This window comes from Arthrobacter sp. 001422645, assembly GCF_059816125.1.
In genome coordinates, this window is record NZ_JCBANT010000014.1 from 90,314 (window position 1) to 114,772 (window position 24,459).

24 protein-coding genes are annotated in these 24,459 nt (G+C 66.8%); 9 read left to right on the forward strand and 15 right to left on the reverse strand.

All coding sequences use genetic code 11. The annotated features are described in order from the left end of the window. Nucleotides 1-102: 102 nt before the first annotated feature. The 9 genes from AC6EUH_RS14350 to AC6EUH_RS14390 all read right to left on the reverse strand — a co-directional run bounded on the left by AC6EUH_RS14350 (nucleotide 103) and on the right by AC6EUH_RS14390 (nucleotide 7,938). Nucleotides 103-483: a VOC family protein gene (locus tag AC6EUH_RS14350; RefSeq protein ID WP_499739069.1), complete on the reverse strand. Its 381-nt coding sequence runs from the start codon at nucleotides 481-483 to the stop codon at nucleotides 103-105. Between the two features lie 301 nt (nucleotides 484-784). Then, nucleotides 785-2,143 (reverse strand): MFS transporter, encoded by a 1,359-nt coding sequence (locus AC6EUH_RS14355; RefSeq protein ID WP_499739070.1) that lies wholly within the window; start codon nucleotides 2,141-2,143, stop codon nucleotides 785-787. Between the two features lie 76 nt (nucleotides 2,144-2,219). Beyond that, the gene (locus AC6EUH_RS14360; RefSeq protein ID WP_499739071.1) at nucleotides 2,220-2,822 is read right to left on the reverse strand and encodes a class I SAM-dependent methyltransferase; all 603 of its coding nucleotides are present in this window, start codon (nucleotides 2,820-2,822) and stop codon (nucleotides 2,220-2,222) included. A gap of 84 nt (nucleotides 2,823-2,906) precedes the next feature. Continuing rightward, a complete protein-coding gene (locus AC6EUH_RS14365; RefSeq protein WP_499739072.1) occupies nucleotides 2,907-3,674 on the reverse strand; it encodes an amino acid ABC transporter ATP-binding protein in 768 nt (255 codons plus the stop codon). Further along, the gene (locus AC6EUH_RS14370) at nucleotides 3,671-4,708 is read right to left on the reverse strand and encodes an amino acid ABC transporter permease (RefSeq protein ID WP_499739073.1); all 1,038 of its coding nucleotides are present in this window, start codon (nucleotides 4,706-4,708) and stop codon (nucleotides 3,671-3,673) included. Before AC6EUH_RS14370 ends, AC6EUH_RS14365 begins: the two co-directional genes overlap by 4 nt. A gap of 6 nt (nucleotides 4,709-4,714) precedes the next feature. Next, on the reverse strand, nucleotides 4,715-5,617 hold the full coding sequence (locus AC6EUH_RS14375) for an ABC transporter substrate-binding protein (protein ID WP_056433460.1): 903 nt from the start codon (nucleotides 5,615-5,617) through the stop codon (nucleotides 4,715-4,717). A 115-nt stretch (nucleotides 5,618-5,732) separates the two neighbouring features. Further along, on the reverse strand, nucleotides 5,733-7,073 hold the full coding sequence (locus AC6EUH_RS14380) for a diacylglycerol/lipid kinase family protein (protein WP_499739074.1): 1,341 nt from the start codon (nucleotides 7,071-7,073) through the stop codon (nucleotides 5,733-5,735). Between the two features lie 83 nt (nucleotides 7,074-7,156). Further along, on the reverse strand, nucleotides 7,157-7,492 hold the full coding sequence (locus tag AC6EUH_RS14385) for a cupin domain-containing protein (RefSeq protein WP_056433466.1): 336 nt from the start codon (nucleotides 7,490-7,492) through the stop codon (nucleotides 7,157-7,159). Between the two features lie 140 nt (nucleotides 7,493-7,632). Continuing rightward, nucleotides 7,633-7,938, reverse strand: coding sequence for an acylphosphatase (locus AC6EUH_RS14390; protein ID WP_056433468.1), 306 nt, complete (start codon nucleotides 7,936-7,938; stop codon nucleotides 7,633-7,635). Nucleotides 7,939-8,137: 199 nt separating this feature from the next. Between AC6EUH_RS14390 and AC6EUH_RS14395 the strand changes: the two genes are divergently transcribed. The 3 genes from AC6EUH_RS14395 to AC6EUH_RS14405 all read left to right on the forward strand — a co-directional run bounded on the left by AC6EUH_RS14395 (nucleotide 8,138) and on the right by AC6EUH_RS14405 (nucleotide 10,110). Next, entirely contained in the window at nucleotides 8,138-8,401 is a 264-nt protein-coding gene (locus AC6EUH_RS14395) for a YegP family protein (protein ID WP_056433471.1), read from the forward strand. A 94-nt stretch (nucleotides 8,402-8,495) separates the two neighbouring features. Then, a complete protein-coding gene (locus tag AC6EUH_RS14400; RefSeq protein WP_499739075.1) occupies nucleotides 8,496-9,773 on the forward strand; it encodes an MFS transporter in 1,278 nt (425 codons plus the stop codon). Then, nucleotides 9,736-10,110: an ArsR/SmtB family transcription factor gene (locus AC6EUH_RS14405; RefSeq protein WP_056433477.1), complete on the forward strand. Its 375-nt coding sequence runs from the start codon at nucleotides 9,736-9,738 to the stop codon at nucleotides 10,108-10,110. The genes AC6EUH_RS14400 and AC6EUH_RS14405 overlap by 38 nt, the downstream gene beginning before the upstream one ends. Nucleotides 10,111-10,144: 34 nt before the next feature. On the opposite strand, the gene AC6EUH_RS14410 is transcribed toward AC6EUH_RS14405, so the two are convergent. Both AC6EUH_RS14410 and AC6EUH_RS14415 read right to left on the reverse strand, forming a co-directional pair. Then, on the reverse strand, nucleotides 10,145-10,933 hold the full coding sequence (locus AC6EUH_RS14410; RefSeq protein ID WP_499739076.1) for a hypothetical protein: 789 nt from the start codon (nucleotides 10,931-10,933) through the stop codon (nucleotides 10,145-10,147). Nucleotides 10,934-10,937: 4 nt separating this feature from the next. Further along, complete coding sequence (locus AC6EUH_RS14415) at nucleotides 10,938-11,648, reverse strand: hypothetical protein (protein WP_499739077.1); 711 nt, start codon at nucleotides 11,646-11,648, stop codon at nucleotides 10,938-10,940. Between the two features lie 190 nt (nucleotides 11,649-11,838). Here AC6EUH_RS14415 and AC6EUH_RS14420 point away from each other — a divergent pair, with 190 nt between their 5' ends. After that, nucleotides 11,839-13,131 (forward strand): mechanosensitive ion channel family protein, encoded by a 1,293-nt coding sequence (locus AC6EUH_RS14420; RefSeq protein WP_499739078.1) that lies wholly within the window; start codon nucleotides 11,839-11,841, stop codon nucleotides 13,129-13,131. 182 nt (nucleotides 13,132-13,313) lie between these two features. After that, nucleotides 13,314-15,089, forward strand: a complete 1,776-nt coding sequence (locus AC6EUH_RS14425; RefSeq protein ID WP_499739079.1) for a glycoside hydrolase family 13 protein — start codon at nucleotides 13,314-13,316, stop codon at nucleotides 15,087-15,089. Between the two features lie 388 nt (nucleotides 15,090-15,477). Here the strand turns inward: AC6EUH_RS14425 and AC6EUH_RS14430 are convergent, their stop codons facing one another. The 3 genes from AC6EUH_RS14430 to AC6EUH_RS14440 form a co-directional block, all read right to left on the reverse strand. Continuing rightward, nucleotides 15,478-16,272: an alpha/beta fold hydrolase gene (locus tag AC6EUH_RS14430; protein ID WP_499739080.1), complete on the reverse strand. Its 795-nt coding sequence runs from the start codon at nucleotides 16,270-16,272 to the stop codon at nucleotides 15,478-15,480. Between the two features lie 235 nt (nucleotides 16,273-16,507). After that, nucleotides 16,508-17,398, reverse strand: a complete 891-nt coding sequence (locus AC6EUH_RS14435) for a pullulanase X25 domain-containing protein (RefSeq protein ID WP_499739081.1) — start codon at nucleotides 17,396-17,398, stop codon at nucleotides 16,508-16,510. Nucleotides 17,399-17,599: 201 nt separating this feature from the next. Next, entirely contained in the window at nucleotides 17,600-18,466 is an 867-nt protein-coding gene (locus AC6EUH_RS14440) for a DUF1295 domain-containing protein (protein WP_499739082.1), read from the reverse strand. Nucleotides 18,467-18,621: 155 nt separating this feature from the next. Here AC6EUH_RS14440 and AC6EUH_RS14445 point away from each other — a divergent pair, with 155 nt between their 5' ends. The 3 genes from AC6EUH_RS14445 to AC6EUH_RS14455 are packed head-to-tail and all read left to right on the forward strand — an operon-like array spanning nucleotide 18,622 to nucleotide 21,379. Further along, nucleotides 18,622-19,083: a MarR family winged helix-turn-helix transcriptional regulator gene (locus tag AC6EUH_RS14445; RefSeq protein ID WP_499739083.1), complete on the forward strand. Its 462-nt coding sequence runs from the start codon at nucleotides 18,622-18,624 to the stop codon at nucleotides 19,081-19,083. Beyond that, the gene (locus tag AC6EUH_RS14450; protein WP_499739084.1) at nucleotides 19,080-20,948 is read left to right on the forward strand and encodes an AMP-dependent synthetase/ligase; all 1,869 of its coding nucleotides are present in this window, start codon (nucleotides 19,080-19,082) and stop codon (nucleotides 20,946-20,948) included. The genes AC6EUH_RS14445 and AC6EUH_RS14450 overlap by 4 nt, the downstream gene beginning before the upstream one ends. Then, on the forward strand, nucleotides 20,945-21,379 hold the full coding sequence (locus AC6EUH_RS14455) for a DUF2177 family protein (RefSeq protein ID WP_499739085.1): 435 nt from the start codon (nucleotides 20,945-20,947) through the stop codon (nucleotides 21,377-21,379). Before AC6EUH_RS14450 ends, AC6EUH_RS14455 begins: the two co-directional genes overlap by 4 nt. 31 nt (nucleotides 21,380-21,410) lie before the next feature. Here the strand turns inward: AC6EUH_RS14455 and AC6EUH_RS14460 are convergent, their stop codons facing one another. Continuing rightward, entirely contained in the window at nucleotides 21,411-23,144 is a 1,734-nt protein-coding gene (locus AC6EUH_RS14460; protein ID WP_499739086.1) for a SulP family inorganic anion transporter, read from the reverse strand. Nucleotides 23,145-23,404: 260 nt separating this feature from the next. On the opposite strand from AC6EUH_RS14460, the gene AC6EUH_RS14465 reads away from it, so the two are divergent. Then, a complete protein-coding gene (locus AC6EUH_RS14465) occupies nucleotides 23,405-24,454 on the forward strand; it encodes a TerC family protein (protein ID WP_499739087.1) in 1,050 nt (349 codons plus the stop codon). Nucleotides 24,455-24,459: the final 5 nt, after the last annotated feature.

The window sequence follows — 24,459 nt, forward strand, 5'->3', positions numbered from 1 at the left end:
CTGGTGTCCATGCTGAAACCGGCTCCCTCCTTGAAGGTGGGGGCCGGTTTCGTTGCTGCCCGCAGCAAGGCTTCGCGTGGCGGATCGACGCCAGCCTCCGGCCTACGTGCGCTGAGCGATGTTGAGAATGTTGCCCTCGCTGTCCAGGAACCAGGCGGACCTGCCCCAGTCAGCGGTGGCAACGCCGTTCTCCGTCTTCAGACCGGGAAAATCGTAGTCTTCAAAGACGACGCCACGGCCCCGCAGTTCCTCCATCTCGCGGTCGAGGTTGTCCGTTTCCCAACCCATCTGGGTGTTTTTGGCTGAACCAGCATTTTCTGTCTGGTAGATGAGGAAGCCCGTTCCGTTGCCGCAGCGGTACATCACGCTGCCCTCTTCCATGGACTCGGAGGGTTCGATGCCCAGCTTGTCCCGGTAGAAATCCTTGGCCCGGTTGATGTCCTTCGCGGGGAGGACAGCCATGATGTTTGAATCCTTCAGCATGATGATCTCCTTGTGCATTGATGTGTCGCGGCGATGGCGATGCTCTCCCCCCGCTTTCGGTCCCCGAACGTCCCTGCCCGGACCCGTGACCGCCCGTCGCGCCGAGTTCCGGGGCAGCCACCTGGGACTCTATGGTGCCGCCCCAGCCATCATCGGCACGAGGGTCCCCGAAGCTTATGTGGACATTATGGACCGACTTGGGCCCGCGGAAATAGAGGATCAGAAACGCTGGCGAAAGACGGCGACAAGGGGACGACGGCGGCAGCCACACCGGGGCATCAGGCGCCCCAAGACGCCGTGACTAGCGCCGTTCCCGCCACAGGAGCGACACCGCCAACACCACGCCGCCGAGCCCCAGCATCACCGTGACCACAAGCCCCCAGTTGGCCTGGTTCACGCCCGTGCCGTAGAAGATCCCGATCAGGACCGTCGCCATGATCGCCCCGAGGTACCGGCAAGTCTGGAATATACCGGCGGCCACACCGCGCTCCTCCGGCCGCGTGGAAAGGTACATGCCCTGGTTGTAGGCGATGCTGGCCACCCCGTACGGGACACCCAGCAGTGCGGTGAGCGCAATGACCAGCGGGATGGCGAACGAGGCGGTCAGCAGCCACATCGCGGCGGAGGCCACCATGAGCATCACGACGCCGGCGACCAGCACGCGTTTGACCCCGAACCGGTCCATCGCGCGGACGGCCACCGGCGTCGACACCACCGAGACCGCCGCCAGCGGCAGCACCAGGAGTCCGACCACGCGGGGATCATAGCCGCCGGCTTCCTGCAGCAGCTGCGGCAGGCCGAAGAACGCGAAGTAGTAGACGCAGCTGAAGAGGGCGAAGCCGAGGTAGACCAGCAGCAGCGGCCGGTTCCTGCCCAGCAGCCGCAGGTCCAGGAACGGCGGGCTGAAGCGCAGCTCGCGCCACACGAAGAGGGCTGCCAGCAGTGTGCCTCCGCCGAGCAGCCACCAGCGGTAGTCCGGCAGGACGTTGAGCAGCGCCATCATCACCAGGACCATGGAGCCGATGAAGGCCAGGATGCCCGGAATGTCCGAGTCCCGCAGCAGTTCCGACGCCGAGCCGCGTTCCCGGGCACCGTCCGCAGGGGCGAAACGGCGGACCAGGATGATAGCAGCCAGGGCCAGCGGAACGTTCAATACGAACAGCGCCTGCCAGCCGACGAAGCCAACCAGTAGCCCGCCCACCACCGGCCCGACGGCGGCCGCGGACGTGTTGGCCATCTGGATCCGGCCCAGCGGCCGGGAGGATTTCACGTTTGCCTGCTTCGCCAGGGCCCCGACCATCACGACGGCGCACGGGTACGCGGCCGCCGTGCCGAGGGCCATGACGGCGCGGGCCACACAAAGCACGGCAAAGTTAGGCGCAAACGGAGCCACCGCACAGGTCACGGCCACCAGGACCATGCCCAGCTCAAACAGGCGCCGCGGTCCGAACCGGTCCGCCAGCCGGCCCATGAGCGGCTGTCCCGCCGCGGAGGTGAGGTAGAAGGAGGTGATCACCCAGGTGACGGTGGCGACGTCGAGCCCGAAATCGGCGCGCAGCACCACCAGGGCGACGGCAATCATCGAGGAATTCAGCGGGTTCAGTGCCGTGCCCAGGCTGAGTCCTGCGACGGCCAGGCCCGTCCGGGGAGAGTTGCTCACGGCAACAGTCTGTCCCACAGTGCCTGCCAAAATCGAACCCACCGACACAGTCCGCGGCGCCGGGCCGGCTGCTACGTCACGGCCTGCGGGCGACGACGTCGTAAATGTGCCAGTGCTTCGGGCCTCGGAAGGACTGGCCGTCGGCGTCGTACACCTCGAACTTCAGGATCTGCAGGCCATCAAAGAGCCGCCGTGCCGCGTCTTCCGTGTGGAAGTTCCATTCCGGGACGCCGGCCCAGGAGTCCCGGTCACCGAACAAGTTGACGGCCACGACGCCGCCGGGCCCGAGGGCGCCCAGCATCGCAGCCCAGAACCTTCCGAAATGATCCGGGTGGATGAACGGCAGCGAGTAGCCGGCGAAGACGAGGTCCGCCGGCGGAAGGGCGCGGAGTTCCTGGAAGGTCCGCACGTCGATACTGAGCCGGCCGTCCGCGTCCGCCGGGACGATCGCCAGCAGCCGGTCCCGGGTGTCCGGAAGGGAGTCGACGGCGTGAACGCGCCAGCCGTCCCGCAGCAGGGCCAGCGTTTCCTTGCCCGCGCCGCACCCCAGATCTATGGCCTGGCGGCCGCCGCCCGGACCGGCGAGCGCCATGGCGTCCAGGCAGAGGGAGCGCACGGGACGGGTTGCCTGGGCCGCGTTGTAGTCAGCCCAGACCTTGGTGCCCGCGAGGCTGTCCACAGGTTCATTTTTCCACTCGGGCGGCGGCGAAGCCACAGGTCCCGGTTGGGCCCCAGCCCGACCCCGCACGGTCAGATGTCCATGTCAGAGAACCTTGGAAAGAAAGGCCTTGGTCCGGTCGTGCTGCGGATCGCTCAGGATCTGCCGGGGTGGGCCGGCCTCCACCACCACGCCTTCGTCCATGAACACCAGTGTGTCCGCCACTTCGCGGGCGAACCCCATCTCGTGGGTCACCACGATCATGGTCATGCCGCTCTTGGCCAATTCCTTCATGACGTCGAGCACCTCGCCCACCAGCTCGGGGTCCAGGGCACTGGTCGGCTCATCAAAGAGCATGAGCTTCGGGTCCATGGCCAGAGCACGGGCGATAGCCACGCGCTGCTGCTGACCGCCCGACAGGTGTGCCGGATAAGCGTCCCCCTTGTCCCCCAGGCCCACACGCTCCAGCAGCTCCATGGCCCGGGCCGTGGCTTTGGCCTTGGAAAGACCCTTTACCCGCATGGGCGCCAGGATGATGTTTTCCACGGCGGTCAGGTGCGGAAAGAGGTTGAACCGCTGGAAGACCATCCCGATCTCCTGGCGCTGGAAGGCTGCTTCCTTGAGCTTCAGCTCGTAGAGCTTGTCCCCCTTCTGACGGTAGCCAACCAGCTGTCCGTCGACCGAAAGCCGGCCGCCATCAACCCGTTCCAGGTGGTTGATGCACCGCAGGAACGTCGATTTACCGGAACCGCTGGGCCCCACAATGCAGAGCACCTCCCCGGGGTCGACCTCGAGGCTGATCCCGCGCAGCACCTTATTGGTGCCGAAGTTCTTGGAAACCCGTTCCGCAAGCACCATCGCCGTGTCCGTCATCCTTTTCCTCCAAAGTCTGTGCCGAGCGGTGGGGCGGGCGTACCGGGGACCGCCGTCGGCGCCGGTCCCGGCGTCGCCGGCTCCTTGCCCGTCTTGAGCCTCCCGGTTCCTCGCGAGAACCGCTTTTCAATGAAATGCTGCCCAACCATCAGGACGGAGGTGAAAAGCAGGTACCAGAGCGAAGCCACGATCAGCAGTGGCACCGGAGTGAACGTCACGGCGGAAATACCGCGGGACACCCCGTAAAGGTCAATGCTCAACGGGATCGCGGCCACCAGCGAGGTGGTCTTGAGCATCGAGATCACCTCGTTGCCCGTAGGCGGAATGATGATTTTCATCGCCTGCGGAACCACGACGTACCGCATCGTCTGTCCCCAGGACATCGCCAGCGCCGTCGAGGCCTCTTCCTGACCCTCATCGACTGAGAGCAGGCCGGCCCGCACGATCTCGGACATGTAGGCAGCCTCGTTGAGTGCCAGCCCGATCACGGCGGTAATGAAGAGGTTGGTGAACACTTCATTCGGGACTGTGACCCACGGCTCCATGAACGGAATGCCCAGCGTGAACACGGGATAAATCAAGGACACAATGCCCCAGAAAACCAGCTGCACGTAGACCGGGGTTCCCCGGAAGATCCAGATGTACAGCCAGGCGATGCTCTTCAAAACCGGGTTCGGCGAAAGCCGCATGATGGCCAGCAGCAATCCGATGACGATCGCGCCTATCATCGCGTAGATCGTCAGCCATAACGTCACCCACGCAGCCTGGCTGATCCGGCGATCAAAGATGTACTTGCCCACGTCCGACCAGCCATAGTCGGAGCGCTGGGCCGCATCCAGCACAAAGACCGCCAGCCCAAGGACGAGGAGCACCGCCACCACGTTCCGCCACGGGTGCCTCAGCGGGATTGCGACGATCGCCTCTGGCGGCGCGTCGTCCGCGTCCCGTCCCCTGCCAGCACGCGGTTTCCGGCCGGACTCCCGGTTGCCCCCGGGTTCCGCCTCAATCATCCGGTCCGATTCCGGCTCGCTCATCTGCTATCACCCTTTGGCTGCCACGTTGAGGTCGGCCGTCTTAACTCCGCCGGCTTCCACGCCCCACTTTGACAGGATCTTGTTGTAGGTGCCGTCGTCGATCAACGACTGGAGAGCCTTCTGGAGGACGGGCGTAAATTCGCTGCCCTTGGCCACGGGGATGCCGTAGGGTGCCACTTCGAAGGCGTCGCCGGCGGTCTGCAACTTCTCCTTGGTCTTGGAGATCGCGTAGAGGGTAACGGGCGAATCGGCGCTCATCGCGTCCACCTGGCCGACTACCAAAGCGTTGGTGGCCTGGTCCTGGGCGTCGTACTTGAAGATGGTGATGGCGGGTTTGCCGGCGTCGGTGCAGGCCTTCGACTTTGCGGGTACCTCGTGGGTGTCCTCATAGGTGGTTGCCTGGACGGCGACCTTGAGTCCGCAGGCGTTGTTGGGGTCCACCGTTTTTCCCTTGGGGGCGGCCCACTGGATCCCGGCGGAGTAGTAGTTGACGAAATCGACCTGCTTTTCGCGTTCCAGGGTGTCTGTGAAGGAGGACATGCCCATGTCATCCTTTCCTGCCTTCACCGCCGGAAGGATGTTGTCGAACGTGCCAATGTCGAAGTTGACCTTCAAACCCATGACCTGGCCCAGGGCGTTGGTGAGATCCACGGACCAACCGGCCGGCGCACCGTTGTCGTCCTTGAACTCGTTGGGCGGGTAGTTGTTCGCCATGCCGACGTTCAGTACGCCGGCGCTCTTTATTTTCTCCGGGAGCATCGAGGCAATGGAGTCATTCTTTTTCACCTCGATGGCGTCCGCGGTTCCGGATGCCCCGCCGGTGGCGGCCGGTTCGCTGTTGTTGACGCAGCCGGAGAGCGCGAGCGCTGTAGCGATGGTGAGGACGGGGAGAACGTATCGGGTGCGCATGGTTTCCTTAGTTGTTCAGAGAATCACTAGGTTCCCGCAAGTCTGCGGGAGGAGGGCACTGCGTGCCTGCAAGCTCAGAATTCGTCACTGCGTGTTGCCCCGACGGTGCGTACAACTAAGCCGCGGCGTGCGCCGCCGTCCGGCGCCCCCACGCCAGTTCCCGGAGCCGGATCAGGTCCAACGCGGGCTGGGCTGGCGGGACGCCCGGACGCTTCCGCGGAACGATGACCCGCAGTGCGGCGGGTTCGATGGTGCACCGCACCGGGGTGGCAAGCATCAGCGCCTCCCCGTCCACGCCGACCGGGATCTCGGGCACATCGGCGTCGACCATCACCTCCACCGCGGTGCGCTGGATCAGGCCGCGCTTGGTCGCCCGGCGCAGCAGCCCGACGGCTTCACGGGTGCTGGAGGCGGAGAGCGCCACGGCACCGAGCACGCCGCGGTCGAGCCGGGTGCGGCGGCCCAGGCCCGCGAGGTCGTGGCTGCCGTAGGGGCCGTTGCTCACCAGCACCGCCTGGGGCCCGTCCACGGTGGTGCCGTCGATTTTGGCGTGCAGCCGTGCGCCCTTGGCGCCCTTGATGAGGTCCGGAAGCATCTGCAGCACGGTACCGGTCTTGTCGTCGCGGTACTCCGGGCTTTGCACTACCTCGGCGTAGACCCCGAAGGAGGAATTGTTGACGAAGGTGCGCCCGTTGATCTTGCCGAGGTCGACGTGCAACTCCACGCCGTCGCGGAGGGCATCCAGGCAGCCCGTGGGGTCTTCGCGGTCCAAGCCGAGGTCCAGCGCGAAATGGTTGCGGGTGCCAGCGCTGATCACCAGGAAGGGGAGGTTGTGCTCGGCCGCGATGCCGGCCACCAGGGCCTGGGTTCCGTCACCACCGGCGACGCCGAGCAGATCGGCGCCCCGTTCCACCGCGTCCCGGGCCAGCACCGCGACGTCCACCTGCCCCGGTCCCTCGAGGAGCGCCACCTCGGCACCCAGCTCCTCTGCCTTGCGCTGCAGATCAAACTTCACCACCTTGCCCCCGCCGGACCGCGGGTTCATCACCACAAAGGGATGCTGCCATGCGGGGGCGGGGTACTCGGTCATTTTCGACCCCTCCCGGCGCTCCCGAAGGGCAGCGCGGGCACACACCACCGCCACGAACACCAGCCCGACGGAGATCAAGACCTCCAACAGCAGGCCCGCCTGGACGTACAGGAACACGACCACCAGCGGGGCCAGCACCGCCAGCGCCAAGGCACACCAGCGCAGAAAACCGCGGCTGATGAGGAACCAATAGATGCCGGCCACCGTCACCACAACGCCGCCGGCACCGGTCAGAAGCAGGGCAACAGTGCCCGCTACGCCTGCCGCCACCAGCGGAACCACCGCCGCGCAGAACAGCGCGACATACGCGGCCCTCGCCCACCACCGCCGGGTCTGCGGGACGTCTTCGAAAGGAATGACAGTCATATCCTGCTCCTTGCGGTTTTCCGGCCCCGGCCGAGCGCCTCGCTGGCTGATCGCGTCGCCCGGTCCCGGCTGCGGCTGTGCCGTCAGGTTTTGATTTTCGCGACGGTCATCAGGATCGCCGAGTCCTCTTCCGCTTCCAGGCTGTGCAGCCCGTCCGGCACGATCAGCAGGTCCCCGGCCTTGCCCTGCCAGGATTCCTTGCCCGCACGCAGCCGGACGCAGCCGCGGAGGACGAACACGGTGGCTTCGCCCGGATTCTGGTGCTCGCTCAGCTGCGTCCCCGCCCGGAACGCCATCACCGTTTGCCGGAGCGTCTTCTCATGCCCGCCAAACGCAGTGTCAGCAGCACGTCCGCTGGGTGCCGCCACCGCAGCCGCAATCTGCTGCCGCGCGAGGGCATCCAGCGATATCTTCTGCATGGGGACACCCTACTCAGAAACAGGCTCCCTGCCGAGGGTCCTTTGCCCCGTTCTGACCGGGCCGGATGGCATACCTTGGTAGCCGCTCCGGCACGGCCCACCCTGAAATCAACGGCCGGCGGCGCGCCCTGCCTCAACCCCTAATACACCACCCGGAAATTGCTGAAGGCTCCCGTGGCCCGGGAGATCGACTCATCCACGTTGTCCACCCGTCCCGGCGCGTCCGGCGAGCGCAGCCAGCGCCGGAATTCCAGCACCACTGACTGGGGCCCCTCCGCCGCGATGCCCACTGTGCCGTCGGCATTGTTCCTGACCGTGCCGGTCAGCCCCAGCTCCTCGGCCTTGCGCACGGTCCAGTAGCGGAAGCCGACTGCCTGCACCACACCGTCCACCCGCGCCGTCAGCCGGACCCACTCACCGGAATCGCCCTTCGGAAACTCAGCCATGCCCCAATCTAACGCCCCGCACGGAGACCACCGCCAGAGGACTGTCGCACCTTCCACATAGGGACCTTCGCCCCTTACCTTCCGCAGAGCAGAGTAGGAATGATGGTCAAGTGCTGCGGGGACGTGTCGAGAAAATGGCATGGCACATGGACGTGTCTTAACCTCCCGCCGCGCTGCATTGCCCGAGAGGACAAAGACGATGGCAGGACAATTCGAAATCTTCACGGACGCTGAGGCGAACGTCCGTTTCCGGCTCCTCGGCGCCGACGGAACGGTCTTGGCGATCTCCAAGGCCTTCGAGGACAAGCGGGCCGCCGCGGAGGGCATCACGGCAGTCCGCGAGTGCGCCGGCACCGGCCTGATCAAGGAAGCCCGGTCCAACGCCTGGGGCGGCACAGGCACCACCCGGGCAGGCCTGCCGAAACCGGCGCACCGCCGGCACCGGCATATCCCCGCCGTCTAAGCGGCGAGGCCCCGCCGTCTAAACGGCGAAGCAGCAACCTTCCGGGCAGTCGCATACGTGCAGAGTAGTGCACATATGCATCTATGATCGGAACATGCTCTCAGTTCTCAAAAACGGTACCTACCGGCGGTTGTTCGCCGCGCAGGTTGTGGCACTGATCGGCACCGGCCTGTTGACCGTGGCGCTGGGCCTGCTCGCGTTCGACCTGGCGGGAAGCGACGCCGGGGCTGTGCTGGGCACGGCGCTGCTGATCAAGATGCTGGCCTACGTGGGCTTCGCCCCCGTGGTCAATGCCCTAGTGGCAAGGTTGCCGAAGAAGCCGGTGCTGATCGGCGCGGATCTGGTGCGCGCGGCGATGGCTCTGTGCCTGCCGTTCATCACGGAGGCCTGGCAGATTTACGTGGTCATTTTCCTGCTGCAGTCGGCCTCGGCAACGTTCACACCGGCGTTCCAGTCACTCATCCCGACGGTGCTGAAGGACGAGCGGGACTACACCCGTGCGCTGTCCCTGTCCCGGCTGGCGTATGACATGGAAGCGCTGGTCAGCCCGGCCGCGGCCGCTCTGCTGCTGACCGTCCTGAGTTACAACAACGTGTTCCTGGGCACGGTGGCCGGGTTCCTGTTCTCCGCCTTCATGGTGGAGATAACGGCGCTGCCCCGCGTCGAGGCACTGGACGGGCCCGCGATGTCCGTATGGCACCGGACCACCCTCGGTGCCCGCATTTTCTGGAGCAACCGGCGGCTGCGGTCCCTGCTGGCGCTGAACCTGGTGGTCGCGGCACCAACGGCCCTGGTGCTGGTCAACACCGTGGTCTATGTCCGTGATGTGCTCGGCCGCCCGGACACGGACCTGGCACTCGCCCTGGCCTGCTTCGGTATCGGCTCCATGCTCGTGGCAGTGTTCGCGCCCCGGGTCCTGGAGCGGTTCGGGGACCGGGCAGTGATGCTGACCGGCGCCGTCGTGATTCCCGTGGCCCTCGGCGGTGCCACCGCGGCCATGTTCCTGGCCCCGCCCGGCACCGGGTGGTGGCTGCTCCTGGGGCTGTGGTTCGTGCTGGGGGCGGGGAACTCGACCATCCTGACGCCGTCCGCCCGGCTGCTGCGCGACGCGTCAACCGAGGCCACCCGGCCGTACGTATTCACGGCCCAGTTCTCCCTCTCCCACGCCTGCTACATCGTCGCCTACCCGCTGGCCGGGTGGGTGGGCGCCGCCGCAGGGCTGGGCTGGGCAGCACTGTTACTGACAATCCTTGCGATACTGGGCAGTGCAGGAGCTTTCCTGTCCTGGCCCGGACAACGCACCCGGGGAGCAGGAACCCGCGAGGAGGACACCGTTGAGCAGCCAGCCGAACGTACCGCCGCGCGCTCCTGAGGAACCCTCGCTCGTCCACGCGGTAGCGCCCGGAGCGGAACTGCTGGAGACCGCCGCCGGAACTCTGCGGATGCTGGCCGAACCAACCCGCCTGCACCTGCTCTGGCAGCTCGCCCAGGGCCCAAAGTCGGTCACCGAACTGACGACGGCGGCCCAGGCGCCCCGCACGGTGGTCAGCCAGCATCTGGCCAAGCTCAGGCTCAGCGGCATCGTGGACACCCGCAAGGACGGCCGGCGCGTCATCTACTCCCTGCATGACGGCCACCTCATCCGGCTCATCCAGGAAACCATCAATCACGCCGACCACAAGATCACCGGCGAACCCGTCCACGACTGACGAGTCCCCAGACGGCGGCCCTCTACGGCGGCTTCTACCGGGAGTCCCCCGACGGCGTGGCGCTGCCGGTCGGCGCATCGGCCGGCCGCAGGGACGTGATCATCTTCCGGATGTCCTGGTACTCCGGCGTCGACGCGTACAGCTTGGCCTTCTCCAGATACGGCCGCTTGGGGTCGCCGGGCGTTGTGTTGTTCTCCGGGTTGTACGTCCCGCCGAAGAACGCGCCGCTCGGCGGCCACAGAAACAGGTGGAACATGGGGCACGCCAGCTCGCCGGGCTCCTCGGGGACCAAGGTGATGCCGTACGCCGCGATGGTGGATTGTGTGGATACAGGATCCGGGTCGTCGCCCCGGGACTCGAAGACGTAGCGGGGCACCCCGCCGTCGGCGCCCCCGCCCTCGGCGAGGGCCACCATCGGCTCCGAATCGTAGACCTCGTACGGGGTCTTCCCGACACATTCCGCGCCGGTGACAATGTTGGTCCGCAGGCCGGCCATCGTCTTCCCCTCAGCGTTGAGCACGTCCACGAACTCGCCGCCGAGCGCCCCGCCGGGGTCTTTGACCGTCCAGCCCGCGGGGTAGTCGAACGACAGTCCCGCGTCCGTCGTCGTAAACGTCTTCCAGCCCGACGACGGCGTCCCCTCCTCGGACGGCGACCCGGCCGGCGTCGTGGGTGACGGTGTTGCGGCGCTGCTCTGGGCCTGGCTCGTGGGAGGAGCCGGCTCCGGCACCAGGCCGCAGGACGCCAGCAACAGGACCACCCCGATGGCAGCGCCAACAGTGGCGCCCAGGGTGGCGCCGGGCGATCCGGCCGGCTTCCGCACGTCCCTACTTTCCGGCCGGCCGCAGTGAAGTGACGGCCTGCTTGACGTCTTTGTACTCGGTGGTGTCCATATATACCTCGGGGGTGTCCACATTCTTGGGAGCCCCCGGGGTGGTGTCGAACGGGTCATAGATGCCGCTGAACATGGCGCGGTTGGGCGGCCAGGTGAAGTAGTGGGAGATGGGGCAGGCCGTGTCCCCGGCGGGTTCCGGCTCGGAGGTGATCCCGTAGGCCAGAGTAAGGGACTTCGACGGATCCTTCGATGTCGGGTCAGTCCGCCCCTCGTACACGAACCTGGGGGTCGTTCCGTCCTGTGCCAGCGCCGGGACGGGCTCGGTGTCGTACACCATGAACGGGAACTTCTCCGGGCACTCGGCGCCCGAGACCATGCCGGTCCGCAGGGTGGCCATCGTCTTGCCGTAGTCACTCACCAAGGCCACAAACACACCACCTTCGGCAGGCGGCCCGGCCGGGTCCACGATGGTCCACGCCTCCGGGTAGTCGAATGCGAGCGTACCGTCCGACGTCGTGAAGGTCTTCCATCCCGCCGGGACCGTGACGGGAGGTGAGGTGGCCGCCGATGGCGGGGCGCTCGCCGTGGCGCTGGTGGCCGGCGGGCTGGTGGACGGGGCCGCCGACGGTGTCCCGCATCCCGCGAGGACGGCCGCCGCGCAAACAGCGGAAATGACTGTGGCCAACGATGCGGCTGGGCGCATGACACCCTCCCCCTGGGAATATTCAGTGATTGGACCATTCTGGGGGCTTTCGGCGAGGAAACTAGGGCCTTTGGACCCTTGGTGTCCCCCTGTGCAGGCTCCGCGGCCACGATACTTCCGGCCGTGATGGTTCCCACGTTGACCGCCTCCCGATTTCAGTTGGCCGCGGAAGCTTGCTAGAGCTTAAGTAATGCAAGACGTCCTCGATCCCGCCATGCCCTTCCTGGTTCCCATACTCGCGGTCGCGCTCGCCGTGGCCGGCGGCCTCCTCGCCTCCTGGCTGGTGCGCCGGGTGGTGCTCCGGCTCAACCGCAAGCAGGAAGCCCTCCGCGAGACATCCCGGATAGCCCGGCTGCCGCTCCGGCTGGCGCTCTGCCTGATCGGCATCCGGATCGCCCTCGGGCTGACCACCGAGGACGCCGAATGGCGCCGCAACGTGGACCACGCGCTGCAGATCGCACTCATCGGCTCGCTCGCCTGGCTGGCCATCGCCGTGCTGCTCATCATCGAAACCATGGTGCTTACCCGCTACCGGGTGGACGTGGCGGACAACCGCCGGGCCCGCAGGCTCCGCACGCAGGTGATCCTGGCCCGGCGAATCGGCGTCGCCCTCATCGCCATCGTGGCGCTCGGCATCGCGATGCTGACGTTCCCCGCGATCCAGGCCCTCGGCGCCGGGCTGCTGGCCTCCGCCGGCGTCATCTCGATCGTGGCGGGCCTGGCCGCGCAGACCTCCCTGGTGAACGTTTTCGCCGGCATCCAGCTCGCCTTCACGGACGCGATCCGCGTGGACGACGTGGTGGTGGTGCAGAAGGAATGGGGCCGGATCGAGGAGATCACCCTGACCTACGTGGTGGTCCACATCTGGGACGACCGGCGGATGATCCTGCCCTCCACGTACTTCACCACCACCCCCTTCGAGAACTGGACCCGGCGGCAGTCCGAGGTCATGGGCACCGTGGAGTTCGACCTCGACTGGCGTGCCCCGGTCGAAGACATGCGCGTCGAGCTCAAGCGGGTCCTGGCGACCACCGAACTCTGGGACGAGCGCGTGGGCATCCTGCAGATCACCGACGCGACCGCCGGCTTTGTCCGGGTACGGATCCTGGTCAGCGCCGCCGACAGTGCCCAGCTCTTTGACCTGCGCTGCCTCATCCGCGAGGAACTGGTGCTGTTCCTGCAGCAGGAACACCCGACGGCGCTCCCCCACGTCCGGCTCGAATCGCTCGGTGCCGCGGCGCCGGGGGCCGGGACGCCCGGGGCCTCCGACGCCGCTGGTCCGGCCCGCACTTCCGGCACTTCCGCGGCGAAGCGGCCCGGCAAGCTCTCCGCCGCGGACGAGCCCGGCCGGCACCCGGCCGATCCGCACGACTCCCAGCTGTTCACGGGCTCCATCGAGGCGATCCAGCGCTCCAAGGCGTTCACCGGCCCGGGCGAGGAAGTGTTCGAGGACCGGGACAAGAGCATCGCCGCCCAGAACTGACGCGCTGGGGGCGGCAGGCCGCCGTCGTCCGGTGCTATCCGGCGCTGCCCGGCGCTGACCGGCGTCGTCCACATGGCGCCGGAGGGGTCTTCCCTGCCCGCGGGAACTGGTCAATAATCAGACGTTGGTGAGTCAGCGCCGGTGCTGACCGCCGAGCCTGCTGGACCAGCTGAGGAGACCCGATGACGGTAGAACAGCCCACTGAAGAATCCGTTGAGGCTCCTGCCCGCGATTGGTTCCAGAGCGCCGTCGTCTATCAGATCTATCCGCGCAGCTTTGCCGATTCCAACGGGGACGGCATCGGGGACCTGCGCGGCATCATCAGCAAGCTCGACTACCTGCACCGGCTGGGCGTCGACGTCGTGTGGCTGTCCCCGATCTACACCTCCCCGCAGGACGACAACGGCTACGACATCAGCGACTACCGCAATGTGGACCCGATTTTCGGCACCCTCGAGGAACTGCGGGAACTGACGGACGGGCTGCACGCCCGGGGCATGAAGCTGGTCATGGACCTGGTGATCAACCACACATCGGACGAGCATCCCTGGTTCATCGAATCACGGTCCTCGAAGGACAACCCCAAGCGGGACTGGTACTGGTGGCGGCCGCCGCGCGAGGATGCCGGCGACGCCGCCGGGGGCCCGGGTGCGGCGCCGAACAACTGGGGTTCGGCGTTCTCCGGCCCGGCGTGGGAGTTCGACCAGGCCACCGGGGAGTACTACCTCCACATCTTTTCCAGGAAGCAGCCGGACCTGAACTGGGAAAACCCCCTGGTCCGGGCGGCGGTCTACGAGATGATGAACTGGTGGCTGGACCGGGGCGTGGACGGCTTCCGGATGGACGTCATCAATTTCATCTCCAAGGACACTGCCCTGCCGGACGGGCCCATCGCTGCCGGCAAGCTCTACGGCGACGGCACCCCGTTCTACATCGGCGGCCCGCGGATCCACGAGTTCCTGCAGGAGATGCACCGGGAGGTCTTCGCCGGGCGCACCGGACCGCTGCTCACCGTCGGCGAAATGCCCGGCGTCACTGTGGACGAAGCCGTCCTGTTCACCGACCCCGCGCGGGCGGAGGTGGACATGGTCTTCCAGTTCGAGCACGTGGCCCTGGACCAGGAGGACGGCAACAAGTGGCGGCCCAAGAAACTCAAACTCACCGATCTCAAAAAGTCCCTGGGGCACTGGCAGACAGGGCTGGCGGAGCGCGGCTGGAACAGCCTCTACTGGGGCAACCACGATCAAGCCCGGGCCGTGTCCCGCTTTGGCGACGACGGCCGGTGCCGTGAACTCTCCGCGAAAATGCTCGCCGGGATCCTGCACCTGCACCGCGGCACGCCCTATGTCTACCAGGGCGAGGAACTCGGCATGACCAACATGACCTTCGGGGCGATCAGCGATTACCGCGACATCGAGGTCCTCAACCACCACCGCGAAGCCACCACCCACTTGGGCCACACCGACGCCGATGTTCTCGCCGCGCTGGCGCCGCTGAACCGCGACAACGCACGCACCCCGGTCCAATGGGACGCCTCGCGGCACGCCGGCTTCACCACCGGCTCGCCCTGGATCGCGGTCAACCCGAACGCCAACCACATCAACGCCGCCGCGCAGGTGGACGACCCGGACTCCGTGTACAGCTTCTACCGGAAGGTGATCGCGCTGCGGCACACCGAACCAGTGGTCTCGCACGGGGACTTCACTATGCTCCTGCCGCGGGACGAGCACGTTTACGCCTTCCTCCGCTCCGTCCCGGGCACCCAGCTGCTGGTGCTGGGCAACTTCTCCGGCCAGGACCAGGAGGTGACGCTCGACGACGCCGACGTTCCGGTCGCGTGGGGCAGCGCGGAGCTGCTCCTGGGCAACTATCCTGCCGACGGTGCGGTGCCCCGCCTGCATCTCCGTCCGTGGGAGCTGAAGGTCTTCCGCGCCGGAGCAATCCGGCCCGCCGAGTAGCCCGCCGGTCGAACAACCTGAAAAATCCTGCGATCCACACGAGTGAGGGAGCCTGGCATGACCATTCCGCCGCCGCACGAACCTGAGCCGTTTCCTCCGGAACCCGGGCCCACCACGCCCGAGCCGCAGCCCGGGGATCCGTTCCCGCCGGAACCGGGTCCGGTCACTCCCCCGCCGCCGATTCCGGAGCCTGGCCCCGCGCCAACGCCCGGCCCGTTCCCCACGCCCGGACCGCTGCCGATCCCCGACCCCGGCCCGGTCCCACCGGGACCGGACCCGACGCGGTTTTAGCGGCGGTCAGCAGGGGCCGTGGCCGTTCCGACCGGCGGGCGTGCTTCAGACGGCTGTCCCGGCTCAGTTGGCTGGCCGGTTCGGCCGGCTGGCGGGTTCAGGCCGCAATGCCGTGTAGGAAGTTGCGTACTTCGGTGTTGAAGGCGTCGGGCGCTTCCATCTGAGCCACGTGCCCGACGTCGGGAATCACGGATAGTCGTGACCCCGGAATCTGGCGGTGCAGCTCGCGGGCGACGCCCAGCGGGGATCGCTGGTCGTCCGCGCCGTACAGCAGGAGCGTGGGAATAGTGATGGTGGGCAGCACCGGGCGGTAGTCGGACCGGCCGCTGGCGGAGAGCAGGAGCCGCAGTCCGGCAGGGCGGACGTCTGCCATGATCCTGGCGACTTCATCAACCACGGCGGGATCGGCTTTGTCTGTGAACAGCGTCGGCAGCCACTCAGCGACGAACTTCTCCGGAGGCTGATCGATCTCGGCCAGCACCTGGGCGTACCGCCGTTCCACCTCCTCGGGAGGCAGGGAACCTGCCCAGCCGGCGTATGCGGAGGCTAGCACCAGGGACGCCGGAATCCCGGGATACCCGCGGTACAGCTCCAGTGCCACCATGGATCCCCACGACAGGCCTTGAAGGTGCGGCTTCGCCGGCACTGCCTCGCGCAGGAACCCTGCGGCGATGGCGCCGAGGTCTCCGGCGGACATCTCGGATACGGGATCGCCTGACCGGCCGCACCCCGGAGCGTCCCAGGCGATCACCGTGAAGTCGTTCGAGAGCCCCTCCAGTTGGAGACGCCAGATCCGGCTGTCCTCCCCGGCCCCGTGGAACAGGACCAGCGGGGGTCCTTGGCCAACCCGCTCATAGGCAATCCGCAGCCCATCAACCTCGACGGTTTCCATAAACCAATGCTAGGCCGGTCCCCCGCTGGCGTGCAGGCTCTGGCCGCTGACGAAGTCGCCCGGCCTCAAGGAGCCACGCGCTATGCGCAGGCGCAGACGCTCCACGACTCCCTAAGCCGCCCGCGCTACGCACAAGACCCCTCGACACCCGAATTTGGGTGTCGAAGGGTCTTGTGCGCGTCGACAGGGCGAACGGGCGTCGCCGGAGCGAGCTCGGGAGGGTTGGGGTCGGCGGCTACGCCAGGACGATGTCGCGGGTCCGGTGGTCGTAGTGGATGACCAGCTGGCCGCCGGAGTGGTGCACCTCGTGGTTGGCGCCGTCGAACGCACCGAAGGCACCGAAGTTCTCGTCCCAGGAGCGGTTGAGCGCGATCTTGAAGCTGTAGGTGCCGGCCGGGAGATCCGCCGCGAGCTTCCAGAGCTGGTCCACGAGGTCCAGTTCCATCTGGGATTCGTCGTACTGCGGGGCCCAGTTGGCCGGTGCGCCCAGCAGGATGTTGAAGTCGCCTGCCACGGCAACTGCTTCCGGCTGCTCGATGGTCTCGACGCTGACGGCCGGCGCGTCAGTGGCGTCAGGAGTTGCGGCGGCTGGTGCCTCAGCGGCGGGGGCCTTGTCGGCTGACTTGCGTTTGCGGACCACCTTGGCGACCGGAGCAACCGCCTCTTCGACCAGCTTGGCAGCCTTGTCGGCGACCTTTTCGGCAACCTTGGCGGCCTTCGGGGCGACCTTGGCGGTCTTCGCGGCCGGCTTTACGGCGGGCGCCGACGGCAGCGGTGTGTCGGCGGGAACGGGAGTTCCGGCGTCGAGCGCTGCGGCGAAGGCGGCAGGGTCAGCGAACGCCACGGTGGCGCGCTGGCCGTCCTCGGTGATGGTCCAGCCGGAACGGCCCTTGACCAGCCAGCCCGCCTTGACCAGCTTCGCCGTGGCGGTGGTCAGCGTCTTGTGGCCGCGCGGGATTCCGCCGCTCAGCAGCTCGCGTTCAAACTCATTGAGCGGAACGCGTGCAATGGCCTCGCCCAGCACCGCTCCGGCGTTCAGCTTCTGGTCCGTCCACACCCCCTCGGCCAGAACGTCCAGTACGGCCTTCAGTCGAAGGGTGGTGTTTTCGGCAGTGTTCGCGCCCATGGGTCTCCTCTAGAAGCAATTGATCCACCTGCATTTTGCCAAGGTTGGAGGCGTTTCCGCGAGTAGAAACTGTTAACTCTGTGTGTCGTGACCCACTATTACACCCCATTCCGGCGGGCGTGAGGGGCCGCAGGCACGGGTACTGGTGAGTAGTTTCTTGACCGTCGCGGAATACCCGGCCCCGGGGGCCAGGAACTGCTGCTAGATCTTAGGGACCAGAACGGGCGTGTTCTTCTTGTAGGCCTCATAGTCCTCTTGGCCGCCCCACTTGCTGTCGGACTTTTTCTCGAGGAGCGGCACGCCGCTGACCTTGGTCAACAGCAAGGTGACAAACACCGGTGAGATCAGGGCCACCCGCTGCCACCCCTCCAGCGCAGGGAGGGCGACGATTGCCACGCCGATCCAGAGCAGGATCTCGCCGAAGTAGTTCGGGTGGCGGGATTTGGACCATAGCCCGGTCGAGATGAATTTTCCCTTGTTGGCGGGGTCGGAGTTGAAAGAGGCCTTCTGCTGGTCGGCCACAACTTCGATACCGAAGCCGACGGCCCACATCAGGAAGCCGACCAGCGCGATCCAGTCCAGTGCCACCCTTGTAGCCGAAGTAATCGCCACCCACGCTGCGGCTGCGGTGAAGACCACCCACAGTCCCTGGATGGTCCACACGTTAAGGAACCGGATGAAGGAGGGCTTGATCTCGTCAAAGCGGTCGTCCTTCCCGGCCTTGCTGATGCGCCGGAACAGGAACGTACCAAGCCGCAGCGTCCAGGCAAGCACCATGGCTGCCAGCAGCAGCGCCCGGGCGTCGATTCCCGGGGTGAGCAAAACCAGCAGCAGTGTGATGGCGGTGTAGGTCAGGGTGCCGGTCAGGTCATAGAACTTCTCGGTCTGGGCCATGAACGACGGGACAAAGGCCAGCCACTGAATCAGGAACGCGGCACCAACAGCCATCGCAAAGACGGGGATCCCGGCCAGGGTGGCCCCGCCCTGGCTGCCGGCGACGGCGACGAGCGCTCCGAGCAGCACCACCACGGGGAGGGCGATGAGCGCCTTACGGTCTGATTCCTTCATCAGGAAGTCCTTTCACACACGGAGCCTGCTGAGGCGGTCACGATCCAAGGCATCAGCAGTTTTTAGTAATCCTAGTAGATGATCAAATAGGATTGAATAATAGATAATCTAACAAGATTGAACCTTATCGGAACTCGGAACCGGAGGAGGAAACCATGACCGCGTCGTCGTACCACCCGGCCGCGCTGGCCCTGCAGGGACTGTTCTCACTCGCCAACGAGACCGAGCATGAAGTCGCCCGGAAACTCGGGCTTAACCTCACCGATTACCGCGCCCTGGCGACCCTCGCACAGTCGGGACCGGTCACGGTCGGCAAGCTCGCCGAGGATCTGGGAGCCACGCCGGCCACCGCCACCGCGATCGTGAGCCGGATGGAGGCCCGCGGCTACATGGCGCGCCACCGGAACACCGAGGACCGCCGCCAGGTCCAGGTGAGCGTCACCCAGGAAGCCAGCCATGAAATTATGAACCTGATGCGGCCCCTGATGACCGCAACCAATGAGCACCTCCAGTCCCTGCCCGTGGCACACCAGACCGTCGTCGCGGACTTCCTCGACGTCGCCCAGCACCTCATGCGGGACCACCTGCACACACTTTCGGAGAAGAACCCCCGATGAAAGAATTTTCCACCCCGCAACTGGCTGACGCGTCCGGCTACAGAAACGCGACCGGGCTGCTCATGCGCCGGTACCGGACCTCTCCGGAACACATCGCCTTCGAGGTCCGGTCCGGGAATGCCGCGATCAAGGATCCCTGGCGGCAGGTGACCACCGGGCAGTTCGTCGACGAGGTCAGGGCCCTGGCCAAGGGCTTCATCGCCGCCGGCCTCCAGCCCGGCGAAGCACTCGCCATCATGTCCCCCACCCGGTACGAGTGGGCGCTGGCGGACATGGCCGCGTGGTTCGCCGGCGCCGTCGTCGTGCCGATCTACGAGACGTCGGCCGCACCCCAGGTGACTGCCATCCTCGCCGACGCTGAGGTGCGTCTGGCGATTGCCGGCACCGCTGAGCATGCCCACTTGCTGGAGCACGGCTTCGAGCAGGCCGGGATCCGCGCCCTGGGGGTCTGGACCATGGATGCCGGTCCGGGAGCTGACCTGGCCGACCTCGTGCTCCGCGGCGCGGGGGTCTCCGACAGCGACGTCGAGGAGCGGCGCCTGCTCGCCGACCTCGACGCGGTGGCAACCATCGTCTACACCTCCGGCACCACCGCCGCGCCCAAAGGCGCCCTCATCACCCACGGCAACTTCGTGGGCCAGGTGCTCAACGTGGCCGCCGCCTACACCGGCGTGGTCCGCGAGGACGGCAACACCATCATCTTCCTGCCGATGGCCCATGTGCTGGCCCGCGGACTGCAGCTGATCTGCCTGGCCAGCGGCATGCGCATCGCCCACCTGTCCGACCCCCGGGACGTGGTGCCCGCCCTCGGGGCGCTCAAGCCCACCTTCCTCGTGGTGGTCCCCCGCGTGCTGCAGAAGATCCAGGCGTCCGCCGCAGCCGCCGCGGCGAAGAAGCGCCTCGGCCCGGTCTGGGCGTCCGCGCAGAGCACCGCCGTTGCGTGGGGCCGGTTCGCCGAAACCCGCGACGCCGACCCGGCGGCCAAAGCGGCGCCGGGCCTGCGGGTGAGGCACGCCCTGTTCGACCGCCTCTTCTACGCCCGGCTCCGGACGCTGATGGGCGGCCGTCTCGACTACCTGCTGTCCGGCGCGGCCGCGCTCGACGCCGAGCTCTCCCTCTTCTTCCGCGGTCTGGGCCTGCCGGTCATCGAGGGCTACGGCCTCACCGAAACGACCGCCCCGCTGACCGGGAATATGCCCGGGTCGATCCGGGCCGGGTCGGTGGGCGTCCCGATGCCGGGAACAACCCTGCGCCTCTCGGAGCGGGGCGAGGTGTTCGCCCGCGGCGTTGGGGTCTTTGCCGGTTACCGCAGACCGGCCGACAACGCTGACGCGTTCGTGGACGGGTTCTTCCGCACCGGCGACCTCGGCGAGCTCGATGAGCAGGGACGGCTCACCCTCAAGGGCCGGATCAAGGACGTCATTGTCACCGCCGGCGGCAAGACCGTGTCCCCCGCCATCTGGGAAGGCTACGTCGAGGGCGACCCCCTCGTAGCGCATGCCGTCATGGTGGGAGAAGGCAAACCCTTCCTGGGCGGGCTGGTGCTGCTGGACCCCGAATCCGTCGCGGCCTGGGCAGAGCGCGAGGGCATCGCCGATCTGGCCGGCCTGCGCATCCCGGACGACGGCGGAGCCGTCCAGATCGACGACGCGCGGCTTCTCACAGCGATCGGCAAGGCCGTCAGCGCCGCCAACGCCAAGATCGCGCGGTCCGAGCAGGTGCGCCGTTTTGTGCTGCTGCTCACTGATCTCAGCGAGGCCAACGGCATCGTGACCCCCACGATGAAGCTCAAACGCGGCGCCTTCACCGAACGCACCCGCCATATCGTCGATACCCTTTACGCCGACCCGAGGAGCCAAGCATGAACGTCCAGGTCAAGAGATGGCTGCTGTCCTACGCCGTCGCTGCCGTGATCTTTGCCGCCGTTGACGTCGTCTGGATCGGCACCGTGGCGAACAACCAGTACGAAAGCCAGATCGGTGACCTGCTGGCCCCCAGCGTCAACCTCGCGGGCGCCGTGGCCTTTTACCTCGTGTATGTCGTGGGGATCGTGCACTACGGCATCCGGCCCAGCCACCCGGACGCCACCATGCGGGAGCGCGTGACGGGTGCCGCCCTGTTCGGCTTCTTTACCTACGCCACCTGGGCCCTGACCGCGCTCGCCGTCCTGAAGGACTTCCCCGCCGTCGTGGCCCTGACCGATATCGCATGGGGCGTCGCGGTGTGCAGCGTTGTCACGTGGCTCACGGCCACCCTGCTGCGGCGTATGTTCGCGCGGGCCGGCACCGCAAAATAGGACGCGCGTTGCAATGGCGTTGGTGTGGCCGTCAGTCCCCGGCGCTCCATTCGGCGCCGGTCTCGGCCATGTAGGCGGCCACGGCGGCGTCGACGGTTCGGTAGAAGTGGCGCGGGTCGATTTGGCTGGTCAGTTCGTAGCGTTCGATTTTCGCCCGGACGCCGTGCTTGAGCTCCGCGAACACCAGAGACGTGCCCTGGGCGTTCAGCTCGACGTCCAACTCGAGCAGCACGTCCGAGGCCGTGGTGTCCACGTCCGTGATGGGTTCGGCCGCGATGACGATCCACCGCGGTTTGGGTTCGGTCCGTGCCAGCCGCCGGATGTTCTCGCGGAACGGCCGGACGTTGGCGAAGAACAGCGGCGCGTCGAACCGGTAGATCACCAGGCCGGGCAGGTGCTTCGCGTCCGGGTGGAAGTGCACGTCATGGAACCCTTCGACGCCGGGCACCCGCCCGATCACCGTCTCGTAGGGCCACCAGGCCCGGCGGAAGATGTTGAGGATGGACAGCCCCACGGCAATGCCGATGCCGGGCAGGACCCCCAGGAGCGTCACCCCGAGGAAGGCCGCGATGGAGAGATTGAACTCTGTCTTGCGCTGGCGCCAGAGCCGCACCGTGCCCGGGATGTCGGCGAGGGATATTGATGCGGTGATCACAATGGCCGCCAGGGCCGGCTGGGGCAGGTTCCGGAAGAGCCCCGGCAGCAGCACCAGCATGAGCAGGATCAGCACGGCACCCGTGACGCCCGTGAGCTGGGTCTTCGAGCCGGAACGTTCCGCCACTGCGGTCCGGGAGCCGCTGGTGCTCACGGGGAAGCCCTGGAACAGGCCCGCGAAAAGGTTGGCGGCACCGATGCCGATCATTTCCTGATTGCCCCGGATCTCCTGGCCGGAGCGCGCAGCGAACGACGACGCCGTCGAGATTGTGTCGGTCAAAGAGACCAGCGCAATGCCGAGCGCCCCGGCGAACATCAGGGCGAAGTCCGAGAACTCCAGGTACGGGATGGTGAACGGGGGGAAGCCCTGCGGCAGTTCCCCCACGAGCGAGACGCCGCGGTCCGCGAGCCCGAAGAGCGACGACGCCGCGATCGCGAGCACCACCATGACCAGCACCGACGGGACCTTGGGCAGCCACCGCTGCAGCGCCAGGATCAGCACAATCCCGGAGATGCCGACGGCGGCCGCGGCGGCCACCGCCTCGCCCCCGGCCAGGCCCTGGAAGAAGCCGACGAGGTCCCCGATGAACCCTTCGCCGCTCACCGAGAAGCCGAAAAGCTTCGGGAGCTGGCCGACCAGGATGGTGATCGCGAGGCCGTTCATGTAGCCGATCATCGTGGGTTTGGAGATGAGGTCCGCGATGAAGCCGAGTTTCGCAACGGACGCGAGGACCATGATGACGCCGACCATCAGCGCGAGCATCGACGCGAGGACCACCGCCTTCTGCGGGTCGCCGTCGGAGGCGACGAGCGGCAGGACCGTCGCCGCGATCATCGGTCCGAGGGACGAGTCCGGCCCCAGCACCAGGATGCGGGACGGGCCGAAGACCGCATAGGCGAGCAGGCACAGGACGGTGGTGTACAGCCCGGTGATCGGGGGCAGGCCCGCCAGCTCCGCGTAGGCCATGCCCTGGGGCACCAGCAACGTCGACAGGACGATGCCGGCGACGATGTCCTTGCCGAACCAGCTCTTCTGGTAGGTCGCGGCGACGTCGAGTCCGGGCATCACCTGACGCAGCCAGCCCTTCCGCCGCTGTGGGGTCTCGGTCATAACGGAACTCTGCCGGGCGGCGGGGCCCGCTGCATCCTCCGCCGAGGGTGAACCGGGCCAGCCGGGCGCCGTCGCGCGGTGCAGGCTGACCGCCCTTGTCTCGATAGGTGAAGTGTGCTTCACTATTTTCCACGGAGGGGAGTATCCCCTGAATGTACCGTCGTCAGTACGGCCGACCCTGAGCGGCCCGGCGGGACAGGTCCCCCTGGGACCGGGAAAGACCTCCAGTTGGTTGAACTGACTGGAAGCGGTGTCCCCTCATGAGTGTTCCTTTCTGGGCCTGGTTGGCCGTTCTAGCTGTCATTGTCCTGATGCTGGCCGTGGACTTGTTCGCCCACCGAAAGGCGCACGTCATCGGTGTCCGCGAAGCGGCATTGTGGTCCGGCGTGTGGGTCGCTTTCGGATTGGGCTTCGGCGCCCTGGTGTGGCACATCTACGGGGCAGAATTCGGCCAGCAATACTTCGCCGGATACCTGATCGAGAAATCCCTGGCAGTGGACAACGTGTTCATCTGGGCGATCATCTTCACGTACTTCGCAGTCCCCCGCGAATACCAGCACCGGGTGCTGTTCTTCGGGGTGGTGGGTGCCCTGATCTTCCGTGGCATCTTCATCGCGGCGGGTTCCGCGATCATCGCCAGTGCCGGGTGGGTGCTGTACCTCTTTGCCGCTTTCCTTCTCCTGACGGGCTACCGGATGATCCGCCACCGCAATGACCACCTGGACCCGGAAAAGTCCCGGATACTGAAACTCTTCCGCCGGCGCGTGCCCATGACGGACGACTTCCACGGCCAGCGTTTCCTGATCCGCAGGAACGGCGCCGTTTTGGCCACCCCGCTGCTGGCCGTCCTGGTCCTCGTCGAGGTCACTGACATCATCTTTGCCGTGGACTCCATCCCCGCGATCTTCGCAGTCACCGACGAAGTGTTCCTGGTCTTCACGGCCAACGCTTTTGCCATCCTGGGTCTGCGGGCCATGTACTTCCTGCTCGCTGACCTGATCCACCGCTTCATCTACCTCAAGATCGGACTCGCCCTCGTCCTGATCTGGGTGGGGCTCAAGATGCTCCTCAAGGTCGACATCTACTACATCCCCACCCCGCTGTCCCTGGCCGTCATCGCCACGATCCTTGGAGTGTCCATCGGCGCAAGCCTCTGGGCAACCCGCGGACAGGCCCGCAGGGCTCCCACGGCGCCGGCGCACTCCCCGTTCGGAACCGCCTCACCCGAGGAAATCGCCGCTCTGGAGCCACTGTGGCGCCGGCGCTCCGCCACGAAAGCGTCGGCGTCGGCGTCGTCGAAACGTCAGTAAGGAAC